General features: G+C 67.9%; 23 protein-coding genes. 16 read left to right on the top strand and 7 right to left on the bottom strand.

The features are described 5' to 3' along the window. On the bottom strand, positions 1 to 1,040 hold a 1,040-nt coding region (locus ON21_RS00555), incomplete at its 3' end, for a SpoIID/LytB domain-containing protein (protein WP_245562377.1). Positions 1,041 to 1,377: 337 nt separating this feature from the next. Between ON21_RS00555 and ON21_RS00550 the strand changes: the two genes are divergently transcribed. Beyond that, on the top strand, positions 1,378 to 3,666 hold the full coding sequence (locus ON21_RS00550) for an N-acetylmuramoyl-L-alanine amidase (RefSeq protein ID WP_039794284.1): 2,289 nt from the start codon (positions 1,378 to 1,380) through the stop codon (positions 3,664 to 3,666). Between the two features lie 83 nt (positions 3,667 to 3,749). Here the strand turns inward: ON21_RS00550 and ON21_RS00545 are convergent, their stop codons facing one another. Then, positions 3,750 to 4,589, bottom strand: coding sequence for a Cof-type HAD-IIB family hydrolase (locus ON21_RS00545; protein ID WP_039794283.1), 840 nt, complete (start codon positions 4,587 to 4,589; stop codon positions 3,750 to 3,752). A gap of 154 nt (positions 4,590 to 4,743) precedes the next feature. Here ON21_RS00545 and ON21_RS00540 point away from each other — a divergent pair, with 154 nt between their 5' ends. Genes ON21_RS00540 through ON21_RS00515 form a run of 6 tightly spaced genes read left to right on the top strand, consistent with a single transcriptional unit; the run spans position 4,744 to position 12,570 of the window. Next, entirely contained in the window at positions 4,744 to 5,721 is a 978-nt protein-coding gene (locus ON21_RS00540) for an ABC transporter permease (protein ID WP_039794268.1), read from the top strand. Continuing rightward, the gene (locus ON21_RS00535; RefSeq protein ID WP_039794267.1) at positions 5,718 to 6,638 is read left to right on the top strand and encodes an ABC transporter permease; all 921 of its coding nucleotides are present in this window, start codon (positions 5,718 to 5,720) and stop codon (positions 6,636 to 6,638) included. Before ON21_RS00540 ends, ON21_RS00535 begins: the two co-directional genes overlap by 4 nt. Further along, positions 6,635 to 8,485 (top strand): ABC transporter ATP-binding protein, encoded by a 1,851-nt coding sequence (locus tag ON21_RS00530; RefSeq protein ID WP_039794266.1) that lies wholly within the window; start codon positions 6,635 to 6,637, stop codon positions 8,483 to 8,485. Before ON21_RS00535 ends, ON21_RS00530 begins: the two co-directional genes overlap by 4 nt. A gap of 13 nt (positions 8,486 to 8,498) precedes the next feature. After that, entirely contained in the window at positions 8,499 to 10,199 is a 1,701-nt protein-coding gene (locus tag ON21_RS00525) for an ABC transporter family substrate-binding protein (protein ID WP_039794265.1), read from the top strand. 32 nt (positions 10,200 to 10,231) lie between these two features. After that, positions 10,232 to 11,911, top strand: coding sequence for an ABC transporter family substrate-binding protein (locus tag ON21_RS00520; protein ID WP_039794264.1), 1,680 nt, complete (start codon positions 10,232 to 10,234; stop codon positions 11,909 to 11,911). Then, the gene (locus ON21_RS00515) at positions 11,908 to 12,570 is read left to right on the top strand and encodes a hypothetical protein (RefSeq protein WP_245562376.1); all 663 of its coding nucleotides are present in this window, start codon (positions 11,908 to 11,910) and stop codon (positions 12,568 to 12,570) included. Before ON21_RS00520 ends, ON21_RS00515 begins: the two co-directional genes overlap by 4 nt. Positions 12,571 to 12,672: 102 nt before the next feature. Here ON21_RS00515 and ON21_RS00510 read toward each other — a convergent pair whose 3' ends face one another. Then, complete coding sequence (locus ON21_RS00510; RefSeq protein ID WP_039794263.1) at positions 12,673 to 13,191, bottom strand: GNAT family N-acetyltransferase; 519 nt, start codon at positions 13,189 to 13,191, stop codon at positions 12,673 to 12,675. A 303-nt stretch (positions 13,192 to 13,494) separates the two neighbouring features. On the opposite strand from ON21_RS00510, the gene ON21_RS00500 reads away from it, so the two are divergent. Together ON21_RS00500 and ON21_RS00495 are read left to right on the top strand one after the other, a co-directional pair. Continuing rightward, a complete protein-coding gene (locus ON21_RS00500; RefSeq protein ID WP_039794261.1) occupies positions 13,495 to 14,232 on the top strand; it encodes a FadR/GntR family transcriptional regulator in 738 nt (245 codons plus the stop codon). An 8-nt stretch (positions 14,233 to 14,240) separates the two neighbouring features. Next, on the top strand, positions 14,241 to 14,957 hold the full coding sequence (locus tag ON21_RS00495; RefSeq protein WP_083880321.1) for a sterol desaturase family protein: 717 nt from the start codon (positions 14,241 to 14,243) through the stop codon (positions 14,955 to 14,957). Between the two features lie 426 nt (positions 14,958 to 15,383). On the opposite strand, the gene ON21_RS00490 is transcribed toward ON21_RS00495, so the two are convergent. Beyond that, positions 15,384 to 15,938, bottom strand: coding sequence for a TetR/AcrR family transcriptional regulator (locus ON21_RS00490; RefSeq protein WP_039794260.1), 555 nt, complete (start codon positions 15,936 to 15,938; stop codon positions 15,384 to 15,386). A 118-nt stretch (positions 15,939 to 16,056) separates the two neighbouring features. Here ON21_RS00490 and ON21_RS00485 point away from each other — a divergent pair, with 118 nt between their 5' ends. The 4 genes from ON21_RS00485 (at position 16,057) to ON21_RS00470 (ending at position 20,375) form a co-directional block, all read left to right on the top strand. Then, a complete protein-coding gene (locus ON21_RS00485) occupies positions 16,057 to 16,803 on the top strand; it encodes a carboxymuconolactone decarboxylase family protein (RefSeq protein WP_039794259.1) in 747 nt (248 codons plus the stop codon). A 132-nt stretch (positions 16,804 to 16,935) separates the two neighbouring features. Continuing rightward, complete coding sequence (locus ON21_RS00480) at positions 16,936 to 17,142, top strand: heavy-metal-associated domain-containing protein (protein WP_039794258.1); 207 nt, start codon at positions 16,936 to 16,938, stop codon at positions 17,140 to 17,142. A gap of 16 nt (positions 17,143 to 17,158) precedes the next feature. Next, entirely contained in the window at positions 17,159 to 18,094 is a 936-nt protein-coding gene (locus tag ON21_RS00475) for a DUF8832 domain-containing protein (RefSeq protein ID WP_051020106.1), read from the top strand. 34 nt (positions 18,095 to 18,128) lie between these two features. Continuing rightward, complete coding sequence (locus ON21_RS00470; RefSeq protein ID WP_039794257.1) at positions 18,129 to 20,375, top strand: heavy metal translocating P-type ATPase; 2,247 nt, start codon at positions 18,129 to 18,131, stop codon at positions 20,373 to 20,375. A 253-nt stretch (positions 20,376 to 20,628) separates the two neighbouring features. Here ON21_RS00470 and ON21_RS00465 read toward each other — a convergent pair whose 3' ends face one another. Then, on the bottom strand, positions 20,629 to 20,973 hold the full coding sequence (locus tag ON21_RS00465; protein WP_157170675.1) for a hypothetical protein: 345 nt from the start codon (positions 20,971 to 20,973) through the stop codon (positions 20,629 to 20,631). 105 nt (positions 20,974 to 21,078) lie between these two features. Then, complete coding sequence (locus tag ON21_RS00460) at positions 21,079 to 21,942, bottom strand: NAD(P)H-binding protein (protein ID WP_039794255.1); 864 nt, start codon at positions 21,940 to 21,942, stop codon at positions 21,079 to 21,081. Between the two features lie 85 nt (positions 21,943 to 22,027). Between ON21_RS00460 and ON21_RS00455 the strand changes: the two genes are divergently transcribed. The 3 genes from ON21_RS00455 (at position 22,028) to ON21_RS00445 (ending at position 24,103) form a co-directional block, all read left to right on the top strand. Next, positions 22,028 to 22,849: a helix-turn-helix domain-containing protein gene (locus ON21_RS00455; protein WP_083880322.1), complete on the top strand. Its 822-nt coding sequence runs from the start codon at positions 22,028 to 22,030 to the stop codon at positions 22,847 to 22,849. A 144-nt stretch (positions 22,850 to 22,993) separates the two neighbouring features. Further along, on the top strand, positions 22,994 to 23,518 hold the full coding sequence (locus ON21_RS00450; RefSeq protein WP_039794254.1) for a helix-turn-helix domain-containing protein: 525 nt from the start codon (positions 22,994 to 22,996) through the stop codon (positions 23,516 to 23,518). A gap of 12 nt (positions 23,519 to 23,530) precedes the next feature. After that, a complete protein-coding gene (locus ON21_RS00445) occupies positions 23,531 to 24,103 on the top strand; it encodes a PIN domain-containing protein (protein ID WP_039794253.1) in 573 nt (190 codons plus the stop codon). A 264-nt stretch (positions 24,104 to 24,367) separates the two neighbouring features. Here ON21_RS00445 and ON21_RS00435 read toward each other — a convergent pair whose 3' ends face one another. After that, complete coding sequence (locus tag ON21_RS00435; RefSeq protein WP_039794251.1) at positions 24,368 to 24,667, bottom strand: hypothetical protein; 300 nt, start codon at positions 24,665 to 24,667, stop codon at positions 24,368 to 24,370. Between the last annotated feature and the right edge of the window lie 177 nt (positions 24,668 to 24,844).

The following is a 24,844-nucleotide window of genomic DNA, read 5'->3' as shown; positions in this document are numbered from 1 at the left end:
ATCCGGTAGATCCCCGCGCGCTGCGGCAGGATCATCTGGGGTCCGACGGGCGCACCGAGAGAACTGTTCGCGCCGCCGATACGGCGGTACTCGGCATCGATCGCCGACTCGGTGACCGACGCCTGCGTGCGCGGATCCTCAACCGGCGTGGTGCTGCGCGATTCCTCGGGCGCAGGCCCGACATCCATGGCGTGGATATCCGCCGGTTCCCCGCCCGGTGCGGCGGAGTACTCCGTCCGCAGAATCCGCCCTTCGCGCAGCAGCACCGCGCCCGCGGTGGCCGCGACGGCAGCCGCCGTCCTCGGGTCCTCCTGCGCGGTACCGGGATAGCTCTGACAATCCGTCGTGTCGCACGTCTGCGCGTACGGATAGCGTTGCTCCGCAAGGGCATACGAGCGCGCGGCGATCGCCTGGGCGCGCAGCGCCTCGGCCCCGCCCTGGTCCGCCCAGTTGGGCTGCACCTCGGCCGGGACCACGCCGAGTAGGTAATCCTCGACATCCACCTCATTGATCGTGCGGGCCGCGCCGTCCTCGAGGGCGACGCCGAGCGCACCGCGGTACGATCGACCGCCGCACAGCGTCAGGTGTTCCGCCACAGGACGTTTCGGCCGTGGGTCGATCGGACGGATCCAGGGATCGTCGGTCGACGCCTGCCACAGCACATCACCGTCGCAGCCGACCGTCACCGCCACGTTCGCGCCGCCGCCGGGCAACGGCGTGAGGTGCGCGGCCTGGCCGGGCACCAACTCCCTGCCCGCCACTCGCAGACCGGTGGCGGCGAAGGCGTCGAGCGAAGCGCCGTCCTGCGCCATGAGGCGGATCCGAACGGGGGTGGACGCGATGGCGCCGAGCGTCGCGCCGGGGTAGTACTGCGCGAGGATGCGTTCCGCTGTCCACCCCGCTCGCGCGCTTTCGAAGGCGCCTACCTGGCTCAGGCCGCGGCCGTGCCCGGGAGCCGCCAATGGGCGATACGGCGCGTCAACCGACCAGGACGGGAGCGTGACGAGGGCTCCGCCGATCATTCCAACTGCGCTGAGCAACAGTACAGGACACCCGGAGCGGCGCATCGCTCGCCGAGGCGGGGGCCCAACTCGACCCTGGCTCCGGAATATCGTCTTCACCAGCATTTTTCTGTCCCCCGCATGTGCGCCTTACGATGCATCCGTTCACTCCCGCGGTTTACAGGGCCGGTCGATCTTCACCTTTTCCGCACGTTTTCCAGACGCGCCAGCAATCAACGAGCTACATTCAGGCAATCACATAATCCTCAACCAGAGGTTTAGCCATGTGATGAATGTGGCTATTGTGACCATTGATACATCAGGAAGTGACCCTTAATCACACATGATCACTGGTACGACCTGATTGGAGACGCTCGTGCGGTACCGCAAACCGAAACGCTCCTACGTGCTACCGGTTGTCACCACCCTCGCGGTAGCTGCCCCGCTCGGCACGCTCATGCTCAGCGATTCGAATGACTACCGCACCGCCACCAGCACCGAACCGGCCGCCGTCGCGGCGGAACTCGCCGAGGTCGCGCTGACGCGCGCGCCCGATATCGTTTTGCCGCTGCGCGAACTGACCGGCCTGACGCTACCCGACCTGCATCTTTCCGACCTGCGCATGCTATCGATCGCCCCGGGCATTCCGATTCCGGACGGGCCGCTGCCACCGGGCGCGCAACCACCGGAAGAAACGCGACTACCCAGTTCGAATTCCGTTCAAACCTCTGGTTCGGAATTCACTGCGAATCAAACGTCCGAAAACACTGATTCCCCAGGTCAGCAGATTTCCGAGCGGGCGACGAGCAGTGTGCGGTTCATCGCCGATCCCGCCCGGCTCCAGCCCGGCACCACGCCCGACACCCCCGCGCTGTCTCCCGGGGCGGTGGCCCCCGAACTGATGAGCCAGGTGGGGGCCCAGGTCAAGGAACTTTCCAGCGACACCCCCTTCAGCATGGTCGCACTCACCGCACGCGAACTGGCGGACACCAAAGCCACGATCCGCGCTCGGCAACCCGACGGCACCTGGGGACCCTGGTACGACACCGAACCGGTGGACACCCACCGCACCGATCACTCCGGTCCCGGCCCGACCGACGGAACCGAGCCGATCTACGTCGGCGACACGAACGCGGTGCAGGTTCTGGTCACCCGTAAGGAAGCGGCTCGGACGATCCAGCCGGTGGCGCAGCCCGGACCCGTCGCGGACGACCGGTTGCGACCGGGCGACCCGGCCCAGCAGGCCGCGGACCTGACCGCCGTGCTGATCGATCCCGGGCGGGCCGCCGCCGACGGCGACCTGCACAGCGTCGCCGCCGCGCTGCCCGGCGGCGGACCGAGCGTCATCACCCGCGCCCAGTGGGGCGCCGACGAATCCATCCGCTGCGACCAGCCCACCTACGACGACCATCTCGGCGGCGTAACGGTGCATCACACCGCGGGCCGCAACGACTACAGCAAGGCGGAGTCGGCGGGCATCGTCCGCGCGATCTACACCTACCACGCGAAGACGTTGGGCTGGTGCGACATCGGCTACAACGCGCTGGTCGACAAGTACGGCCAGGTCTTCGAGGGACGCTTCGGCGGCCTCGACCGCCCGGTGCAGGGTGCGCACGCGGGCGGGTTCAACGAGAACACCTCGGGCGTCGCGCTGATGGGCAACTACGAGTCCGAGCAACCGACGCAGGAGGCGATCCAGGCCCTCGGCGCTTTCGTCGGCTGGCGCACCAAGGTGGCCGGGCTCGATCCCAAAGGCTCCACCACGATGTACTCCGAGGGAACCTCCTTCACCTCGTACGCCGAGGGCGAGGCGGTGCGGTTGCCGGTGGTCTTCGCACACCGCGACGTCGGCAACACCACCTGCCCCGGCGACGCCGCGTACGCGCTGATGGATCGGATCCGCGACATCGCCGCCGGCGCACCGGGCGGCCCGAGCCCGCACGACAGCCAGGCCGCCCCACCCGGCGAATCCGACGTGTCGGCCCTCGCCGCGCTGACCACCAAGCTGCTGAACATGGTGCAGGACAACATCATCGCCAGGCATTGGTCGCAGTCCGGCGGACCGAACGGCCCGCTCGGCGCCGTGCGGTCGGACGTGCTGCCCGCCGCGCAGGGCAGGCAGTACGCGAAGTTCGCCAACGGCTACGTCTACACCGCCGCGGACGGACAGGTCGTCGAGGTGGTCGGCAGCATCCTGGACCGCTTCCTGCAACTCGGCGCCGACACGGGTGCGCTCGGACTTCCCGTGCGCAACGCCCTACCGGTACCCGACGGCCTGCGCGCCGACTTCGAGCGCGGCTCGCTGATCCTCAACCAGCTCACCGGCATCGTCACGACGGTGTGGAAGACCTACAACGACACCTATGAGGAAAGCAGCCGCAACCCGGTCGCGGCGCAGGTGAGCGCCCCGGTCCCGCACAATCCCCCGGCTCCCGCCAACCGGGCTCCGGGCCGCACACCGATCTCGAACGGCACCTCTGCCCCGGCTGCACCCGCACCATCGATCGGCCCGGCGCCCCAGGCGCGAACCCCGCTCGCCCAGGGACCGGCATCGACCGGCCCGGCGCAGCCGAATCCACAGCACCCGGCCGCCGTACATCCCCCACACGGTCCGGCGCAGGCCGAAGCCGCTTTCCCGGCCCCATCGCCATCATCCGAGGGCTGATCCCGGACAAGTCCACCGTCGTCCATCACTCGGAGCCCGCGTCGCCGCGCGGGCTCCGAGTCGTTTCGGCGCACATCTCCCTCTCACACCCACCAGCGTTCGAGGACGCGCGCCACTCCATCGTCGGCGTTCGATTCGGCGATCTCGTCGGCGGCGGCCAGCGCCTCGGGGTGGGCGTTGCGCATCGCGACGCCGTGGCCCGCCATGGTGAGCATGGGGACGTCGTTGGGCATGTCGCCGAACGCGACGATCGTGGACTCGTCCACGCCGAGACGCTGGGCGACCACCGCCAGCCCCGCGGCCTTGGTGATGCCGGGCGCGGACAGTTCGATGAGCCCGTGCTCGGTGGAGTAGGTGATGTCGGCGCGCTCGCCGACCAGCGGCGCGAGCACGGCGCGCATGTCCGAGCTGCGCGCACCCGGCAGCCGGATCAGCATCTTGATGGCGGGTGCGTCGATGACCTCCTCCCTGGCGACCGAAGTGTCGTCCGGATTGAGCCAGGCGTGCTCGTACTGGGGCGAGCTGACGAACTGGGGCGTCACCGCGTCGTGCGCGCTCTCGCCGACGCGTTCGGCCGCCAGACCGCAGCCCGGCAAGGCCCGCTCGGCGACGTCGGCGAGCCAGGCGAGCGTCGGCACGTCCAACGCCATGCTGGTCAGCACCCGGTCGGCGGCGCTGTCGTAGATCACCGCGCCGTTGCCGCATACGCACAGCGGCGCGTAGCCCAGGCCCTGCACCACCGGGTCGATCCAACGCGGCGGACGCCCCGTGGCCAGCACGAACGGCACACCGTCCGCGATCAGTGCGCCTACCGCAGCCTTGGTCCGCGCGGTCACCCGCTCGTCGTGATCAATGAGCGTGCCGTCCACATCGGTGGCGACCATCTTCGGCTTGGGTAGGTGCAGGGGCGTCACCCATTCCATCCTGCCGGACGAGTCCGGCATCGCGCCCGGCCATGTGACCGGTCGCGCCCCGGACATGCCCGGATGTCGTGTGGCACGCGCGCCGCGAACCACGTCCTTATGATCGGGGGCTAATACCGACGCTGGCCCGCCCAGCCGAAAGACCAGAGGACTGATGACCGGCTTCCTGCTACGACGCGCGCTCAACTATGTCGTGCTGTTGCTGCTGGCTTCGTTCCTGACGTTCAGTTTGGCGTCCCTGACGTTCCGGCCGCTGGACAGTCTCGAACAACGCAATCCGCGCCCGCCACAGGCAGTGATCGACGCCAAGGCCGAGGAGCTGCATCTCGACGACCCGATCCCGGAGCGCTACCTCACCTGGCTCAAAGGCATTCCGCACGGTGATTTCGGCACCACGTTGGCAGGTCAGCCGGTCAGCGAGGAACTGCCCCGGCGGGTCGCGGTGAGTCTGCGGCTGCTGATCGTCGGCTCGCTGGTCGGCACGGTGCTCGGGGTGCTGATCGGCGCGGCGGGCGCGATCCGGCAATACAAGTTCAGCGATTACTTCACCACCGTGGTGTCGCTACTGATCCTGAGCACGCCGGTGTTCCTGCTCGCGACGCTGCTGAAATACGGTGCGCTGGAGATCAACTCGATGACCGGATCGCAGATCTTCCTCTACACCGGTGAGACGTCGGCGAACAAGATCGAAGGGTTCGGGCCGCAACTGCTCGACCGCATCCAGCACCTGATCCTGCCCACCACCGCGCTGGCCCTCGGCGCGATGGCGGGCTACAGCCGCTACCAGCGCAACGCCATGCTCGACGTGCTGCAGAGCGATTTCATCCGCACCGCCCGCGCCAAGGGGCTCACCCGCAGCAAGGCGCTGTACAAGCACGGCCTGCGCACCGCGCTGATCCCGATGGCCACGCTGTTCGCCTACAGTCTCGGCGCACTGATCACCGGCGCGACGTTCACCGAGAAGATCTTCGGCTGGCACGGCGTCGGCGAGTGGCTGGTCGACTCGATCAACGCCCAGGACCTCTACGTCGTGGTGACGGTCACCGCGTTCGCCGGCCTGGTGGTGCTGGTGTCGGGTCTGCTGTCCGACATCGTGTACGCCATTCTCGATCCAAGGGTGCGTGTGGGATGACGGAAGCCGAGATCATCGTCCAGGGCGCGCCCGAGGTCACCGCGACCGGGCGGCGCAAGCTGGTCCTGCGGCGCTTCCTGCGCAACAAACCCGCCGTCGCGGGCGGCATCGTGCTCATCGCGCTGTTCGTCGTGAGCTTCGCGCTGCCGCCCTTCCTCCCGTACGACTACCAGCAGCTGGACTACACAGCCCTGCTCAAACCGCCGAGCCCGGAACATCCGTTCGGCACCACCCAGATCGGTCAGGACGTGCTCGCGCAGACTCTGCGCGGATTGCAGAAGTCCCTGGTGATCGGCCTGTGCGTCGCGCTGCTGTCCACCACGATCGCCGCCACCGCCGGTTCGCTGGCCGGACTGCTCGGCGGCTGGACCGACCGGGCGATCATGTGGCTGGTCGATCTGCTGCTGGTGGTCCCGAGCTTCATCATCATCGCGCTGTTCGCGCCGCGCACCAAGGGCAGCGGTTCCATTCTGCTGCTGATCCTCCTGCTGTCCTGCTTCGGCTGGATGATCTCGGCACGGATCGTGCGCGGCCTGACGTTGAGCCTGCGCGACCGGGAATTCGTCCGGGCCGCGCGGTACATGGGGGCGCCCACCCGTACGGTGATCCTGAGTCACGTGATCCCGAACATCGCCTCGATCCTGATCATCGACACCACCCTCACCGTCGGCTCGGCGATCATGGCCGAAACAGGCCTGAGCTTCCTCGGTTTCGGCGTGCAGCCGCCGGACGTGTCGCTCGGCTCGTTGATCGCGGCCGGCACGAAATCAGCGTTGACGTATCCCTGGCTGTTCCTGTTCGCGGGTGGTCTGCTGATCATCACCGTGCTGTGCGCCAACCTCGTCGGTGACGGACTGCGCGACGCGTTCGATCCCGGCGCGAAGCGGGCTCGGTCGAAGAAGAAGGCGAAGGCATGACGACGACGACCTCCACCGCGCCGCTGCTGGAGATCACCGATCTGCGGGTGTCCTTTCCCAGCGAGGAGGGCCGCATCGACGCGGTGCGCGGCGTCGACTACACGGTGTCCGACGGCGAAGTGCTCGCCATCGTGGGTGAATCCGGTTCGGGAAAGTCGGTGTCCTCGCTGGCGGTGATGGGTTTGCTGCCGGAGCAGGCGCGGATCACCGGTTCCATCCGGTTCCGCGGACGCGAACTGCTCGGGCTGGGCGATCGCGAACTGTCCAAGCTGCGCGGCAGTTCCATCAGCATGGTGTTCCAGGATCCGCTCTCGGCGCTCACGCCGGTCTACCGGGTGGGCGATCAGATCGCCGAAGCCCTTCTGGCGCACGGCAAGGCGAGCAGAGGCGATGCCGCGAAGCGCGCGGTGGAGCTGCTCGACCTGGTCGGTATCCCGGACCCGGAGGTGCGAGCCAAGGCGTTTCCGCACGAGTTCTCCGGAGGCCAGCGCCAGCGGGTGGTCATCGCGATGGCGATCGCGAACGACCCGGCGCTGATCATCTGCGACGAGCCGACCACCGCGCTGGACGTGACGGTGCAGAAGCAGATCCTCAACCTGCTGCGCAAGGCGCGCGACATCACCGGCGCGGGCGTCATCATGATCACCCACGACATGGGCATCGCAGCGACGCTGGCCGATCGGGTGGCGGTCATGTACGCGGGCAAGATCGTCGAAACCGCCCCCGCGAACGAGTTGTTCAACGCGCCGCGGATGCCGTACACCGTCGGCCTGCTCGGCTCGATCCCGCGCATGGACGGTCCGCCGCGGCGACCGCTGATCCCGATCGTCGGCGCGCCGCCCGCCATGCACGCGCTACCGCCGGGCTGCTCGTTCGCGCCGCGCTGCCCGGTGTCGATCGGCGAATGCCGGGCGGCGGAACCGCCGCTGGAAGGCGTCGAGCCGGGGCATACCGCCGCGTGCATCCGCACCGCCGAGGTCGGCACCGACGAGCTGTTCGATGCCTATCGGCGCGAGATCGCCGAGCCCGAGACCGAGGCGCAGGTGGAGTCGGAGGTGGTTTTGCGGGTTTCGGACCTGGTGAAGGTCTTCCCGATCACCTCGGGTGTGGTGCTGCGCCGTCGCAAGGGGGAGATCAGGGCCGTCGACGGCATCAGCTTCGAGGTCCGCAGTGGACGCACCTTGGCGCTCGTCGGCGAGTCCGGCTCGGGCAAATCGACCACGCTCACCCAGATCCTCGATCTGGTCCCGCCGCAGTCGGGCGCCATCGAGATCATGGGCAGCGATGTCGCGTCCCTGAGCAAGGCGCGCAAGCGGGAGATCCGGCGGAAGATGCAGATCGTCTTCCAGGACCCCACCGCATCCCTCGACCCGCGCCTTCCGATCTTCGACGCCCTCGCCGAGCCTTTACGCATCGACGGGCGTCCGCGGGCCGAGATCGCCCGCCGGGTGCCGGAACTGCTCGAACAGGTCGGCCTGCGCCCGGAACACGCCGACCGCTACCCCGCCGACTTCTCCGGCGGCCAGAAACAGCGCATCAGCATCGCCCGCGCGCTCGCGCTGGACCCGGAATTGCTGGTGCTGGACGAGCCGGTCTCCTCGCTGGACGTCTCGATCCAGGCGGGCGTGCTGAACCTGCTCCGCGACCTGCAGACCGAGCGCGGACTGTCCTATCTGTTCGTTTCCCACGACCTGTCCGTGGTGCGGAACCTGGCCCACGACATCGCGGTCATGTATCGCGGGAAGATCGTGGAGTACGGCCCGGCGGAGCGGATTTTCGGCGCGCCTCAGCACGAGTACACCCGGGCGCTGATCGACGCGGTGCCGGTGCCGGCAGTCAGCCGATAGGGAAGGAAGCGCGATGCGGATCCGATCCACCCGAGGCCGCACCCGGCGGCACTGGGCGCGCTGGGCGGTTCCCGTTGTCGCACTCGGACTCGTGACGGCGGCGTGCGGCGCGGACGGCGCCGAGTCGGCGACCGGTCTGTCCGACGCACTCGGCACCACCAGCGATATCAATCCGAAGAACCCGGACGAGGTGCGCGAGGGCGGCAACCTGCGCTTGGCCACCACGACATTCCCGGCGAACTGGAACACGCTGTCCAACGACGGGAACGACGGTGAGATCGCCGATATCGAGCGGCCGTTGCTGCCACGGGCTTTCACCACCGACGCGGCGGGGCAGCTCACGATCGACAAGAACTATTTCACGGATGTCCAGCTCACCGGCACCGACCCACAGCAGGTCACGTACACGATCAATCCCAAAGCCGTATGGTCCGACGGAACCCCGATCACCTGGGAGGACATCCGATCGCAGGCCTACGCGCTCAACGGCGTGGACAAGCGTTTCCTGATCGCAATCACCAGCGGCTTCGACCGGGTGGAGAAAGTCGAGCGCGGGGTCGACGACCGGCAGGCCGTGATCACGTTCAAGCAGCACTACGCGGAATGGCGGGGCCAGTTCGCCGGGAACATGGCGCTGTTCCCCAAGTCGGTGACCGCCGATCCGGAAGCGTTCAACCACAGCCTGGTCGACCACATGGGCCCGACGGCGGGCCCGTTCGTCATCGAATCCACCGACCGCACCCAGGGCCGCATCGTTCTGGGACGCAATCCGAAGTGGTGGGGTGATCGACCGAAGCTGGACACCATCATCTACAGCGTGCTCGACCGCGCGGCGTGGGTCGGCGCACTGCAGAACAACGAGCTCGACGCGGTGCGGCTGAGCACGATCGACGACGTCAAGACCGTCCGCAACACCTCGGGCATGTCCGTGCGCCGTGCGCCGGGGAATCGCTGGCGCCACATCACGTTCAACGGCGCCCCCGGCTCCATCCTCGCCGATCCGAAACTGCGCGTGGCCATCTCCAAGGCCATCGACCGCCAGGGCATCGCCACCGCCACCCAGAACGGCCTGGTAGAGCACCCCCAGCCGCTGAACAATCACATCTTCCTGCAAGGACAGGAAGGCTATCGCGACAACAGCCTTGGCTACGACCCCGCGGCCGCGATGAAGGAACTCGACGACCTGGGTTGGAAACTCGACGGCGACGGCCGGGAGAAGGACGGGCGCAGGCTGGTCATCCGCGACGTCATGTACAACGATCCGACCTGGGTGCAGATCGCGCAGATCATCCAGCAGAACCTGGCCGCCGTCGGCGTCGGCCTGGTGATCGACACCAAACCGGGCGCCGGCTACTTCACCGATGTCATCCAGCCCGGCGACTTCGATGCCGCGCAGTTCGTGTTCTCCGGTGACGCGTTCCCGCTCAGCAGCATGCCGCAGATCTATGCCTTCCATCCCGACGATCTGCAGGGCAATTACGGCCGCATCGGATCGCCGGAACTGAACGCCTTGATCGATCGCGCCCTCGCCGAGCTGGACCCGGCGAAGGCCATCGAGCTGGCCAACCAGGTCGACCGCGCGGTCTTCGAGGAGGGCCACTCACTGCCGCTGACCCAGTCCGAGGGTAACTTCGGCGTCCGCGCCGACATCGCCAACTACGGGTCTCCCGGGCTCGCGTCGTACGACTACACCAAGATCGGTTTCCTGAAGTAGACACGCAGCAGCGCTGCGGGAAGGAGCGAACCATGCGGATTCGTTCACTGACGGCACGACTGGCGATAGCCGCCGTCGCGATCGGGTTGGTGGTCTCCGGGTGTAGTTCGGACGAGGACGGCGCGCCCGCGGGCTCGGCCGCCGAACTCGGCACCACCAACGACATCAACCCGCACGATGTCAGCGAGCTGCGCGAAGGCGGCAACCTCCGGCTGGCCATCTCGGCGTTTCCGGCGAACTGGAACGCATTGTCCAACGATGGCAACGATGCCGAGACCGGCGCCATCCTGAGGCCGATGATGCCGCGCGCGTTCCGCACCAATGCGGCGGGTGAGCTCTCGGTCAACACCGACTACTTCACCGATGTCCAGTTGACCAAGGACGATCCGCAGCAGGTCACCTACACGATCAATCCCAAAGCGGTGTGGTCCGATGGCACGCCGATCACTTGGGAGGATTTCCGGTCTCAGGCGAACGCGCTCAGCGGCGCGGACAAGTCGTTCCTGATCGCGAACAACAGTGGGTTCGACCGGGTCGAGAAGGTCGAGCGCGGCGTCGACGACCGGCAGGCGATCATCACGTTCAAGCAGCACTACGCCGAGTGGCGCGGGCAGTTCGCGGGCAATACGTTCCTGTTTCCCAAGTCCGTCACTGCCACCCCCGAGGCCTTCAACAAGAGCTTGGTCGACGGCATCACGCTGACCGCAGGGCCGTTCCTCGTGCAGTCCACCGATAGGGCACAAGGACGTATCGTGCTCGGCCGCAACCCCAAGTGGTGGGGTGACACACCCAAGCTCGACACGATCACCTTCAGTGTGCTCGACTCCTCGGCGCAATTGCCCGCGTTGCAGAACAACGAGATCGACGCGGTAGGGCTCGGCACCCGCGACGAATTGCGTACGGCCCGAAACACGCCGGGGGTCGCTATCCGGCGCGCACCGGGTAACAGCTGGAACCACTTCACCTTCAACGGCGCTCCCGGATCCATCCTCGCCGACCCCAAACTGCGCGTGGCCATCTCCAAGGCCATCGACCGGCAGGGCATCGTCACCGCCATCCAGAACGGACTGGTGGAGAACCCGAAGCCACTGAACAACCACGTGTACATCCAGGGCCAGGCGGGCTACCAGGACAACAGCCTCGGCTTCGATCCCGCCGCCGCCGCGAAGGAACTCGACGACCTCGGCTGGAAGCTCAACGGCGACGTCCGCGAGAAGGACGGCCGCAGACTCGAGATCCGCGACGTCATGTACCAGGAGGACACCTGGGTGCAGATCGCGCAGATCATCCAGCAGAACCTGGGGGCGATCGGGGTAAAGCTGAACATCGAGACCAAGCCGGGCAAAGGCTTCTTCACCGAGGTGATCCAGCCGGGCAACTTCGATGTGGCGCAATGGACCTGGGTGGGCGACCCGTTCCCGCTCGGCAGCATCAACCAGATCTACGGATACAACCCGAACGACCTGCAGGGCAACTACGGTCGCATCGGGTCGCCGGAACTGAACGCGCTGATCGAGCAGACGGTGTCCGAACTCGACCCGAACAAGGCCAGGGAGCTGGCGAACCAAGTCGACCGCAAAGTATTCGAGGAAGGTCACTCGCTGCCTCTGATGCAGTCCGCGGGCAATCTCGCGGTGCGCGCCGACTTGGCCAACTACGGCGCTCCCGGCCTGGCGTCTTACGACTACACGAAAATCGGTTTCTTGAAGTGAGTTCCGGATCGGGCCACCCGCTGGCCTATCCGATCACGGTGACGTTCGGCGCTCTCGCGGTCTGTGCCGCTTGGGCGCCGTTCGGCACTCTGGATCAGGTGGCGGCCATAGTCGCGGTTGCCCTCGGGATCGTCGGGTACACCGGGTACCGGCTCGCCGTCGCCTTCGGCTTGCTGCCGTTCCGGCGTTCGAGTACCGCGCGTACCGTGCGGGTCACCCGCGTTCGCCAACAGCATCGCCTGGTCAGCCGCTCGTGGTTGCAAGTCGACGGCACGGGTCGGCCACGGTGGCTTCCGGTGTACTTCGATCCCGCGCTGGTCACCCTCACCGAAACCGAGGCGGAACTCACCGACCGCACGATGCACGTCGCGGGGCGACGTCTCTACCCGTCCGGGCGCATGCGCGACGTCGAACCGGCAGGTCGGCTGATCGACAATCCCAGTCGCCCCGACCCGGACGCGCCCGTCCACACCGCCATGGCCACCCGGCCGCGCCGCCGCCTGCTACTGGACGCGCAATCCACGGTCGCCGCACCGATCGCAGCACTTTTGTGGGTCTACGTCGACGGCGGTGGCTTTCCCACCTTCCTCGCCGCCACCACCGTCACGGCGGCCTGCACGATCTGGTTGTCCGCCATTCAGGGTTCCGATCCCACGTGACCGCAGGCCGAGCGAGTGCGCACCGTCCCAGCCACGCGCCCGAGACCGGCGGCGGAACGAATCCTGCTGCGTCCCACCGCCGGTACTGTCAGGCCGACGGTGCTAGTCGATGCCGAACGGTGCGGCGTAGCGAACCGTGCCGCGCGGTAGCGGGTGCGCCTGGTCCAGCGTCAGCGCCATCAACGCCTCATCGGGGACCTCGATACTCAGCCCGATGCCGTACTCGGACGCCCGGCCGAAGCCGAAGCGGGGGTAGTACGTCGGATGACCGAGCACGATGACGAAGAGTTCGTTCATTCGCGCCGCGGCCGCGAGCCCGGCTCGGATCGCTACCGAACCCGCACCGGTCTTCTGATAGGCGGGCAGCACCGCGCACGGGCCAAGGCACAGCGCGGGCGTGGTGTCCACGTGGCAGCGGGTCAGCAGCGCGAAGCCGACCGGCGTGCCATCCGGCAGCGTGCTGACGATCGACAGGCCGTCGATCCATACCGGGTCGTCGCGCAGTGCGTCGACCAGCTCGGCCTCCTCGGGCCGCTCGAAGGCCGCGACATTGATCTCGTGGATCGCGGGGATATCGGCATCGGTTTCGGCGCGCACACGCCAATCGATGGTGGAACTCAACTCGGATTCTCCGTATTCATGATGGTCGGGCCCGGTCGCGGACACGGCACCACCGTCACGGGAGCTCGAGGGCTCGGCACGAACGCCGGACGAAAGGATCAGACCGGGACCCGGGACGATTGGACGGTCCGGGCGTCGTGCGTGACGGCGGTCTTCGGCGCGGTCATCCCGCCCCACCTCCTCATGGTCTCCACCTTCGAATACGAACGAGTGATGCTAGCCCGCCAGCTGGCACGCGGGCTATCGAATTCGTAATTGGTCTGACCACTTGACCTCCTGACCAATCAGGCGCACAGTAGACGCATGGCGTTGCAACCTGTGGTCAAGCGGTCGGTGTCGGCGGACGTGTTCGAGCAGATCGCCGCGGATGTGCTCAGCGGTGAGCTGGCGCCCGGGGCGACGCTGCCCAGTGAGCGGCAGTTGGCGGAGGCGCTGGGGGTCTCCCGGCCCGCGGTGCGGGAAGCGTTGCAGCGGCTGGCCGCGGCCGGGCTGGTGTCGGTGCGCCAAGGAGACGCGACGACCGTGCTGGACTATCGGCGCGGCGCGGGGCTCGAGGTGCTGCCGAGGCTGCTGGTGCAGGCCGGGGAACTGGACCCCTCGGTCGCGCGCAGCATTCTGGAGGCCCGCCTGCACAACGGGCCGAAGGTGGCGGAGCTGGCCGCGCGCCGGGTGGGCGCGATCGGCGCGGGCGAGGTCCGCCCGTTGCTGGAAGCCTCGCTCGAAGCGCTTGCCGCCGAAGAAGATCCGATCGCGCGGCAACGGCACGCGATGGAGTTCTGGGATCACGTCGTGGACGCGGCCGACTCGATCGTGTTCCGGCTGATGTTCAACATGTTGCGCGCCGCCTATGAACCGGCGCTCGCGGCGCTGGCCCCGATCATGTCCGCCGAGGTGGGCAACGTCGAGGCATACCGCGAACTGGCCGCCGCCGTCGTCGCGGGCCGGCCGCAGAAGGCCGCCACCACCGCTCGGGCGCTGCTCGAGCCGGCGACCACAGCCCTGATCGAGGTCCTGGGTGGACCGCCGGTCACGCACAGCTAGGAACGAACATGACCGAATCCAAAGCTTCCGAAGCCGCTTCCATCGACGCGGACGCGCGGGCGCGGGTGCGCCGGGACGAGCGCGCACTGCGGCGCGGGCTCACGCTGGGCCAGGCATTCCAGGAATTCGTCCGTCACCCGTCGCCGTGGATGATCGGGACCACACTGGTGGGCGCGCTGATCGCCCGCATCGTCGTCGGCGACTGGCAGCCGACCGATCTGCTGGTTCCCGCCGCGATGCTGGCGCTCTTCCCGGTGTTCGAGTGGATCGTGCACGTCACCGTGCTGCATTGGCGGCCGCGACGACTCGGTCCGATCGCGATCGACAGCGAGCTCGCCCGCAAGCACCGCGAGCACCACGTCGACCCGCGAGACATCCCACTGATCTTCATCCCGACGAAGACACTGTCGGTGCTGGTCGTGGTGCTGATCGCGCTTGCGGCGTTCGCCTTCGGGCGCCTCGGCCTCGGCCTGACCTTCCTCATCACCATCACCCTGCTCGGGTTCGGCTACGAGTGGACGCACTACCTGATCCACACCGACTACAAGCCGAAAGGCTCGCTCTACCGGGCGGTCTGGCGCAACCATCGCCACCACCACTACAAGAACGAGCACTACTGGTTCACGGTCACCAGCTCCGGCACCGCCGACCGCCTCTTCGGCACCTACCCCGACCCGGCGACGACCGAGACCTCGCCCACGGCCCGCAACCTGCATTCCGCCTGATCCCAGCGGGTGCCGCTCCGCGATGAGTCAGCGGGGCGGCACCCGGTGCGCATGCCCGCCACCGCACTACCCGCACCGGGCATTCGACCGCTGCGACCAAGGCCGTCCGGCGACGGAGCGCGGTTGCGACCAGTGCGCACCGGGTCGGCCGCGCCCGCCGAACCGATCGCCGCGGCGACCAGCGAGGCCCCGCTCCACCGGTGGCACGCCGGTGAACTCGCCCAACGGCCGCAGTCGCCACGACGCGGGTCTGCGATGACTACCCCGGGCGCCGCTCAGCGATCCGGGTGGCGCTTCGAGATCGCCACGACGCCCGACCGTCCCGCGACGAGTTCATGAAGCGTAGCCACGAAGCAGGTACCCGCCACGGGCCCGATCACTGCGAGCGAGTCGACCGCATGCAGATCGGCGGTAGTACGCCAACTCTCATTGCGTCGCGAGCAGCCGCTCCGCGATGGTGCGCGCACGATGGGCCGCCTCCGGGGTGCCCTCACGGACCGCGGTGACGATCGCGCCGTCGACCAGCAGCGCGAGTTCGGCGGCCAACTCCTCGGCGTCGGATCGTCCCGCTTCGGCGAGCAGTTCGTTCAGGTATTCGATCACGCGGCGCTTGTGCCGATCGGCGACCCGATGTGCCGCGCTCTCCCGATCGGCGACCTCGACCATGGTGTTGATGAACGCGCAGCCGCGAAAGTCGTTGCGGGCGAATCGCTGGGCCAGTGCGTCGAAGACCGCGAGCGGGCGGGCGGTCGGGTCGCCGGTCTGCTCGACGGATTCACGCAGCCAGTCCAGCCACCGGCGATCGCGATCCTCCAGCACCGCCACCACCAGGTCGTCCTTGCTCGCGAAGTGGCGATAGAAGGACGCCCGGCCCACGCCGGACTCCTGGAGCAGGCGATCGATACCGACGGCACGAATGCCTTCGGCGTAGAACAGCTCTTCCGCCGTGGTGAGCAAACGCTGCTTGGCCTGGGTTGGCATGACACCACGGTAGCAGAACGGAACCGATCAGTACCATCCCAGTTGACCGATATGGAACCAAGTAGTACCGTTCGAATTCGGCACCGATCGGTACCATCTTGTCGAGCTGGAGGCTTCGATGTCCCGCCTGCCCCTTGTGTCCACCGACTCCGCCGACGCCGAGCAGTCCGATCTGCTGGCCGAGGTACAACGTCAACTGGGCCGGGTCCCGAATCTCTACGCCGCCATGGCGAACAGTCCCGCCACCCTGCGCGGATACCTGAACCTGCGCGACGCGCTGACCAAGGGGAAGCTTTCGGCCCGAGCGCGCGAGCAACTCGCCTTGCTGGTCGCCAGCGAGAACGGCTGCGATTACTGCACCGCCGCGCACACCATGCGCGCCGACCGGATGGGCTTCACCGAGCAGGCGATCGCCGACACCCGCGCCGCGCGCGCCGAGGACCCGCACGCCGACGCGATCCTGCACGTCGCCAGGGACGTGCTCCGCACCCGCGGCCGGATCGACGACGCCGCGCTGGCCTCGGCGCGCGCCGGTGGCGTCAGCGACGCCGAACTGAGCGAGATCGTCGGCCACGTCGCACTGAACGTCTTGTCCAACTACTTCAACCATGTCGCCGAGCCGGAGCTCGACTTCCCGCCCGCGGCACCGACGAAAGGCACGGCAATGGAAGCGAAATGGCGGCCCGCGAGCAAGGTCGTCCTGGTCGACGGCTACTCCCTGGTGGACAGGGAGGGCCGGGCCACACGCACCGTCGACGATGTCCACATCGCGATCGAGGGCGGGTTCCTGCACGTCAAGGTATCCGATTCGGCCGACGTGCAAGTGGTCTCGGCACCCGCCGTCGCACTGGTGACCTACCGCTGATCCCGACCGCACAGCCCGGTCCGCGATTCGTCGCGGGCCGGGCTTTTGTCTGTCCCGAGCTTGACATCTCTATACCCTAGGGGGGTAGGGTAGAAACCGAGAAGCAGACGTACCAGCAGGAGGACACCGACCATGAGCACCACCACCGTGACCGTCACCGGCATGACCTGCGGCGGCTGCGCCGCCTCGGTCCGCACCGAGATCGGCCGCATCTCCGGCGTCGAGGCGGTGGCCGTCGATCTCGCCGACGGACGAGTGACCGTCGAGAGCGCGACCCCGATCGAGCGCACCGAAGTCGCCGCGGCCGTGGCTCGCGCCGGCTACGCGGTCGCGGGCTGACGGACGGAGCACTCCGATGAACGCCACCATCAAATTCGGCGCTTTCGCCGCCGGCCTCGCCGCGGTCTTCGGGATCGCCCTCGCGGCCGGCGCGGCCATCGGGCCGGAACCCGCCGCCCACGACTCGACAGCGCACGAGACCGTTCCGGGCGAGGCCCACGAACTACCTGGAGGAATCATGGCGACCGACCGCGGCTACACCTTGCGGCTGGAGACCACCCGGGCGACCGCCGCGGCGAACGTACCGCTGCGCTTCACCATCCTCGACCGGGACGGAAAGCCCGTCACCCGGTACGTGCGCAGCCACGAGAAGGATCTGCACCTGATCGTCGTGCGCCGCGATATGGCCGCCTTCCAGCACGTCCACCCGGTGCTCGGCCCCGACGGCACCTGGAGCGTCCCGCTCGACCTCAGCCGCGCCGGTGACTACCGCGTGTTCGCCGACTTCACTCCGGAGGGCGGCGATAACCTGACCCTCGGCGCGGACCTGCTGGTCGCGGGCGTCTACGACCCCCAGCAGCTGCCCGCGGCGGCCGCCACCACCAGCGTGGGCGACTACACCGTCACGCTGGACGGCACCGTCGTCCCCGGCCGCGCTTCGACGGTGACGCTGTCGGTGCGCCGCGCGGGCAAGCCGGTTACCGACTTGCAGCCCTACCTCGGCGCTTACGGCCACCTGGTGGCGCTGCGCGCCGCCGATCTGGGCTACCTGCACGTCCATCCGGAAGGCCACCCCGGCGACGGCGTGACCGCGGCAGGCCCCGGCATCACCTTCGCCGTCACGGCGCCGAGCGCGGGCGACTACCGCCTGTTCCTCGACTTCCAGCACGACGGCGTGGTCCGCACCGCCGAATTCACCTTGACCGTCGCGCCGGGTACCCCCGCCGTAGACGCCTCGAGCCACAACGAACACACTGGTCAGCAGCAGGCGCCGGACGGCCACGCGCACTGACCCGCCGACCGCCGCACAGAACGGAGCACCCACGATGACCACCGCGACACAACCGCCGCCCTCCGGGCAGGTCGAACTCGTGATCGGTGGAATGACCTGCGCGTCCTGCGCCGCCCGGATCGAGAAGAAGCTCAACAAGCTCGACGGCGTCACCGCGACCGTGAACTACGCCACCGAGAAGGCCAGGGTCGAATTCACCGGCGAGGTCTCGCCGGACGAACTGATCGCCACCGTCGAACAGGCCGGCTACAGCGCCGCCCTGCCCGCGCCTCCGAAGCCGCAGGAAGTCGCCACCGAGGAAGATCCCGCCGCGGCCCTGCGCACCCGTCTGCTGGTCTCGGTGGTGCTGTCGGTGCCGGTGATCGCCATGGCGATGATCCCGGCCTTGCAGTTCACCAACTGGCAGTGGCTGTCGCTGACCTTGGCCGCGCCGGTAGTGGTGTGGGGCGCGCTGCCGTTCCACCGCGCGGCATGGACCAACCTGCGCCACGGCACCGCGACCATGGACACCCTGATCTCGATGGGGACGCTGGCCGCGCTGGGCTGGTCGCTGTACGCCCTGTTCTGGGGCACCGCGGGCACGCCGGGCATGACGCACCCGTTCGAGTTCACCATCTCGCGGATGGACGGAACGGGCAGCATCTACCTGGAGGCCGCGGCGGGCGTCACCACGTTCATCCTGGCCGGACGCTTCTTCGAGGCGCGCGCCAAGCGGCGGGCGGGCGCGGCGCTGCGTGCCCTGCTCGAGCTGGGGGCCAAGGAGGTCTCGGTACTGCGCAACGGAACCGAGGTGCGTATCCCGGTCGAGCAGCTGACGGTCGGCGACCGGTTCGTGGTGCGACCGGGCGAGAAGATCGCCACCGACGGCATCGTGGTGGAAGGCTCATCGGCCGTCGACGCCTCGATGCTCACCGGTGAGTCGGTGCCGGTGGAGGTCGGCCCCGACGACGCGGTGGTCGGCGCGACCGTCAACGTGGGCGGCCGGATCGCCGTTCGCGCCACCAGAATCGGATCCGACACCCAGCTGGCGCAGATGGCGAAGCTCGTCGAAGACGCGCAGAACGGCAAGGCGCAGGCGCAACGGCTGGCCGACCGGATCTCCGGGATCTTCGTGCCGATCGTCATCGCGCTGTCGGTCGCGACGCTCGGCTTCTGGCTCGGCACCGGTGGCTCGGTGGCGGCGGCGTTCACCGCCGCGGTGGCGGTGCTGATCATCGCCTGCCCGTGCGCGCTCGGGCTGGCCACGCCGACCGCTCTCATGGTCGGCACGGGACGCGGCGCGCAGCTGGGCATCCTGATCAAGGGCCCGGAAGTGCTGGAGTCGACCCGGCGGGTGGACACGATCGTGCTGGACAAGACCGGCACCGTCACCGCGGGCAAGATGACGCTGCTCGATGTCGTCGCGGCCGAGGGCGAGCAGGACGAGCGGATTCTGGAACTGGCCGGAGCGCTGGAGGATTCCTCCGAGCACCCGATCGCGCAAGCCATCGCCAAGGGCGCCCGCGAGCGGGTGGGTGAGCTGAAGCCGGTCGAGGATTTCGCGAACGTCGAGGGCCTGGGCGTACAGGGCATGGTGGACGGCCACGCGGTGGTCGTCGGCCGCGCGCGGCTGCTCGCCGACTGGTCGCAGCACCTCGACGACGACCTGACCCGGGCGATGCGCGCGGCGGAAGCCGAAGGAAAGACCGCCGTCGCGGTCGGCTGGGACGGCAAGGCGCGCGGCGTGCTCGTGGTGGCCGACGCAGTGAAACCGACCTCGGCCGAGGCGATTTCGCAGCTGCGCGCCCTCGGGCTGACCCCGATCATGCTGACCGGCGACAACCGGGCCGCCGCCGACGCGATCGCCGCACAGGTCGGCATCGATGAGGTGATCGCGGAGGTGCTGCCGCAGGACAAGGTCGACACCGTGAAGCGGTTGCAGTCCGAGGGCAAAGTGGTCGCGATGGTGGGCGACGGCGTGAACGACGCCGCGGCGCTGGCCCAGGCCGACCTGGGCCTGGCCATGGGCACCGGCACCGACGTGGCCATCGAGGCGGGCGATCTGACCTTGGTCCGCGGCGATCTGCGGGCGGCGGCGGACGCGATCCGCCTGTCCCGCCGCACCCTCACGACCATCAAGGGCAACCTGTTCTGGGCCTTCGCCTACAACGTGGCCGCGATTCCGCTGGCCATGGCGGGCCTGCTGAACCCGATGCTCGCGGGCGCCGCGATGGCGTTCTCCTCGGTGTTCGTGGTCAGCAACAGCCTGCGGCTGCGCGGCTTCCGCTCGACAGCCCGATAAACGAAACACCGGACGGGACGGCACACGTAGTGTCGTCCCGTCCGGGCATCCGCCAGGAGGTCTTCATGTCGGCGCTCACCGAAGGCGCAATGCGGGTCGCGCGGCATCCGGCGGCCAGATGTCTCGCCGCATGCCTGCTCGCAGCCGCTGCCCGAGCCCTGCGCTCGAACACAGCGGAATCCGGCAATGCATGCGCATAACGCCATGGGCGAGCATACCCCTGGCACATCGAATTCCGAAACGGAAAAATAGCTCAGCCGCGCAGCGTGGTGACCGTGACCAGCGAGGGTTGGATGAACGTCCCGTACACCTCGATCGACACCCCGCCGGTCGGAGATTCGCCGGCCCACCGGGCGTGGTCGGTGATGCCTTCGCCGAGAAGCGCTTTCGCTCCCGGCGACCAGGCGACGGCCACCTGACTCAGCGCCGGGCCGAGGTTCAGGTTCGCGATCGCCGCGGATTCCGCGTTGTCGAAGTAGACCTCCGTGCCGCCGGGGAACGGGTTCACCGCGACCGCCGAGGCACTCGCCCCGCCGAACGCCGCCGCCGAACCTCCCGCTACGAGCGCGACCAAGACCGTCATGACCCGTCGACGCATCCGAATCCCCTTTTCGTGTAAGCGCGCTGACCATGCGGCCAGTCATGTCACCCTTGCCGAGCGGGCAGCGTTCGGCAATTCGATGTGAGGCCAATCACATATACCCTACGGAGTGCCCACAACGGCGGCGAATGCCCGCACATTGTCGGCGGCCCATTCGGCGAAAGTCCGCGCCCGCCCGAGAACCCGCCGCACGTCGTCGGTGACGATCGCGTTGTGTCCCGCACGCACATACGCTTGCCCCGCCAGCGCACCGTCCGCGAATTCGGCGGACAACCCCGACGAGAGCATGTGTTGCCGCGCTTCACTTTCCGGAATGTCGGTGACCTCGACCGCACGACCGGTCACGGTGGCCAAAGTGGCGGCCAAATCGTGGGTAGTGAGCAATTCCGGCCCCGTGAGGGTGTAGATCCGGCCCGCGTGCTCAGCGGAAATCAATGCCTCGGCGGCGACACCGGCGACGTCACGGGGATCGATCACACCCTGTGCGGCGGAGCCGGTCATATTCGGCACCGGTTGGCCGGCACGAATCGCGGCTGCCCAGCTCAGGGTGTTGGAGGCAAAGGAGCTGGGGCGCAGAATCGTCCAGTCCACTCCGCTTTCGCGTGCGGCCTGCTCCCCGGGCAGATGCCAGGTTCCGACACGGCCGAGCCCGGCATCACCGGTGCCGATCGCGGACAGTTTGACGATCCTCGCTACCCCCGCATCCCGGGCGGTCGTGATGAGCGCGCGGTCGGCCGCCACATACTCCGGACCGAGCACGCCGACGATGAACGCGGCCTCCGCACCGGCCATCGCCTCCGCCATGGACGCGAGGTCGGTGTAATCGCCGCGGACCACCTCGACGCCTTCCGGAACCTGCGCCCGGTTCGGATCCCTGGTAACGGCGCGGACGGATACTCCCCGCTCGCTCAACTGCCGGACGATTTCACTGCCGATGGTGCCGGTCGCACCCGTGATCACGATCATGTGGATTACCGTGCCGGGCGTTCGTGCAGGTCTCTAGGAAATTCCGGCACACATGGCCGGACTGTGACTGCCTACAGTGGATCGCGTGACCACCCTGCCGCGCGTCGTGACCGCCGACCTGGTGGAGACGTCCGAGCCCGCACCGGAGTCGCTGCGGCCGTGGCTGGCCGAACTCGGCCGCATCCCGACCGTTCTCGACCTGTCCGAGCCGTTCGCGCACGTTCCGCAGACGGCCACCACGATCGTGCTGCGCGCCGAGCACGGGGATGCGGGCGAAAGCCGCGTCGCACTCGTCGTCGGGCCGCAGACCAAGGCGAGCTACTCGCGTGCGAGCAAACCCGCAGGCTGTGTGCGCCTGCGGCTGGCGCCGGGTGCTGTGCCCGCGCTGCTCGGGGTGTCGGCGGCGGACCTGACCGATCGGGTGACGCGACTGAACGACCTACCCGGCCCGGTCGCGCACCTGGCCGCCGAGCTGATCGAACTCGAGCACGACGAGGTCGTGCCGTACCTGGAGAACGAGCTACCGCGCCGCATCCCCGACGACCCGGCCCAGCGCGCACGCCGCCGCTTGCTCACGACCGCCGTCGCCGCCATCACCGCCGATCACCCGCTGCCCGTCGCGGAACTCGCCGCACGCGTCTCCGTCAGCGAACGCCAACTCCGCAACCTGTTCACCAGTGGAATCGGCGTCTCCCCCAAACACTTCGCGCGCATCGCCCGCGTCCGGCGCGTGTTGTCCCGCGCGGACAACACCCCGTGGGCAGACATCGCCGCAGGCACGGGCTACTACGACCAATCCCACCTGACGGCCGATTTCCGCAGCCTGATGGGCGTGCCGCCGACGTCCTTCCTCCGAGGAGACGTGCCCGCCCCTTCCCCGTGCCGCCCACTCACCCGCTTCCGCTGATTACCGAGCGCTGTCGATACGAGTCTTCGCCGAACTGTGTCCCTCCTTTCTCTCGACAACACATGGACCGCGTGCGATGCTTTATTCGAAAGATTCGAAACATCTTGCGACTTTTTCGGTTGATGTGAGAATGGAGGTACAGACATGACCGCGGCGGTCGAAGCACGGACCTTCGTGCCGGAACACATTCAAGCGTTGCCCTCGCTGCTGGACTTCCTGATCTCGCACGCCATCTCGCAGGGTCCGCAGCCCTCGGTGCGCTACGCGCTGGTCGGCGCGAGTGAGAGCGATCGAATCGAGCTGCCGCCTGAAGTGCACGAGGCACTGGTGCAGGTGGTCACGGCGATGCAGGCCGGCAAGGCGGTAACTGTCGCGCCGCGCAGCATGACGCTGACCTCGCAGCAGGCAGCCGACCTGCTGGGCGTCAGCAGGCCGACGGTCATCAAACTGATCGAGCGCGGCGAACTGGCTGCCGAGCGTATCGGTTCTCGTCACCGTCTGCGGTTGCATGATGTGCTGGAGTACCAGCAAGCGCGCAAGTTGCGACAGTACGAAGCAATCGCGGCGACGACTGTGGATATCGATGCCGAAGACGATCCCGACGTGGTGCGAGCGCGGCTGAAGGAGGCACGCCGGGCTGTGTCCGCACGGCGGCGGGCACAGAGCTGAGAGAATCACCGCGTGTTCGCGGTAGTGCTCGACACCTGTGTGCTCTATCCCAGCTTGCAGCGGGATTTCCTGCTGTCGCTAGCGGTGGAGAGCTTGTACCGACCGCTATGGTCGGACCGAATCCTCGACGAGGTCGAATACACCGAAACCGCCAAACTCGTTGAACAGGGGGAGGTTCCAGACAAAGCCGAGCGGCGGGCGCGGCGGCTTGTCGAAACGATGCGAGCAGCGTTCAACGATGCCCTGGTACGGAACTGGGAACCGCATGAGGGAACCTTCGGGCTTCCCGATCCCGACGATGAGCACGTGCTCGCCGCCGCCGTAGTCGGCGGAGCGGGCGCGATCATCACTAGTAACGTGAAGGATTTCCCGGATGAACGGGTGCCCGGGCACATTCAGGTGATCGAGCCGGCGCCGTTCGCCGCCGACACGGTCTCGACTGCCCCTGAGACCGCGCTTCGCGCGTTGACGAGTCTGAGCAGCCGTTACCGCAACCCGCCGCTATCGGTCGATGAGCTGCTGACCATCCTCGAGAAGCGCTACGACATGACCGAAGCTGTCGAGATGATGCGTTACGCCAACTGACTCATCTTGCAGTGCCTTGCGCTCACATGCTTTCCCTGGTGGAGCGTGCCGAGCGCTCGCAGTACAAGCGTTCGCAAGGAAGGCGCGGCAAACCTTCCGCGCCGTCTGGGAGGATCTCCACCGCATCGGGGTAGTGGGTGTGCCGCCATTCCCGCGCGAACGTCATCGCCGCCGTGACGCATGCCGCGAAATCCATTCGCAGTCCGTGTAGGAACACACTTACGTGGACGTCGTCCGATGGATTCGGGGATGAATCGCCGCACATCACGCACCGGATCCCAGTGTGGGAGGCGCACAGCAGCTTCCGGCACCGTTCGCTTCGATCCGGCGGAAGTATCGGTAATCCTCGCGGCTGACTATCACCGCGGCGACAAGCGTCGAGCAGCGCGAGAAATCGCAGTCGCCGTGCAGGTCGAGCGCCTTCCTCGCATTCGCTGGGCTGGCGACCACCCAGCGGGGGTTGTCATGCGCGAGCCGCGATCGAAACTCGGCGACCGCAGGCAAGCTGCGGACGCCGAATTCGTCATCCGGCATGGCGAGCCATTCCCGAATCACGCCGCCCACGCGGCATTTGATCCGCCCACGCCCGAATGGCATCGACCACAGCCGCGCCCGATGGCCGTAATGCATTGCGCGGCGGAACTATCCAATGCCGTATGGCCCCGACCGACGCAGTGGGCGATGGCAGTGCGATCGTCGCTCCCGCCCGCGCGACCGCCACGTCCATACGGAACAACTCGG

Source organism: Nocardia araoensis NBRC 100135 (assembly GCF_000308435.1).
Classification (GTDB): Bacteria; Actinomycetota; Actinomycetes; order Mycobacteriales; family Mycobacteriaceae; genus Nocardia; species Nocardia araoensis.
The sequence above is the reverse complement of the archived record's forward strand: the minus strand, read 5'-3'. Positions and strand labels throughout refer to the sequence as shown.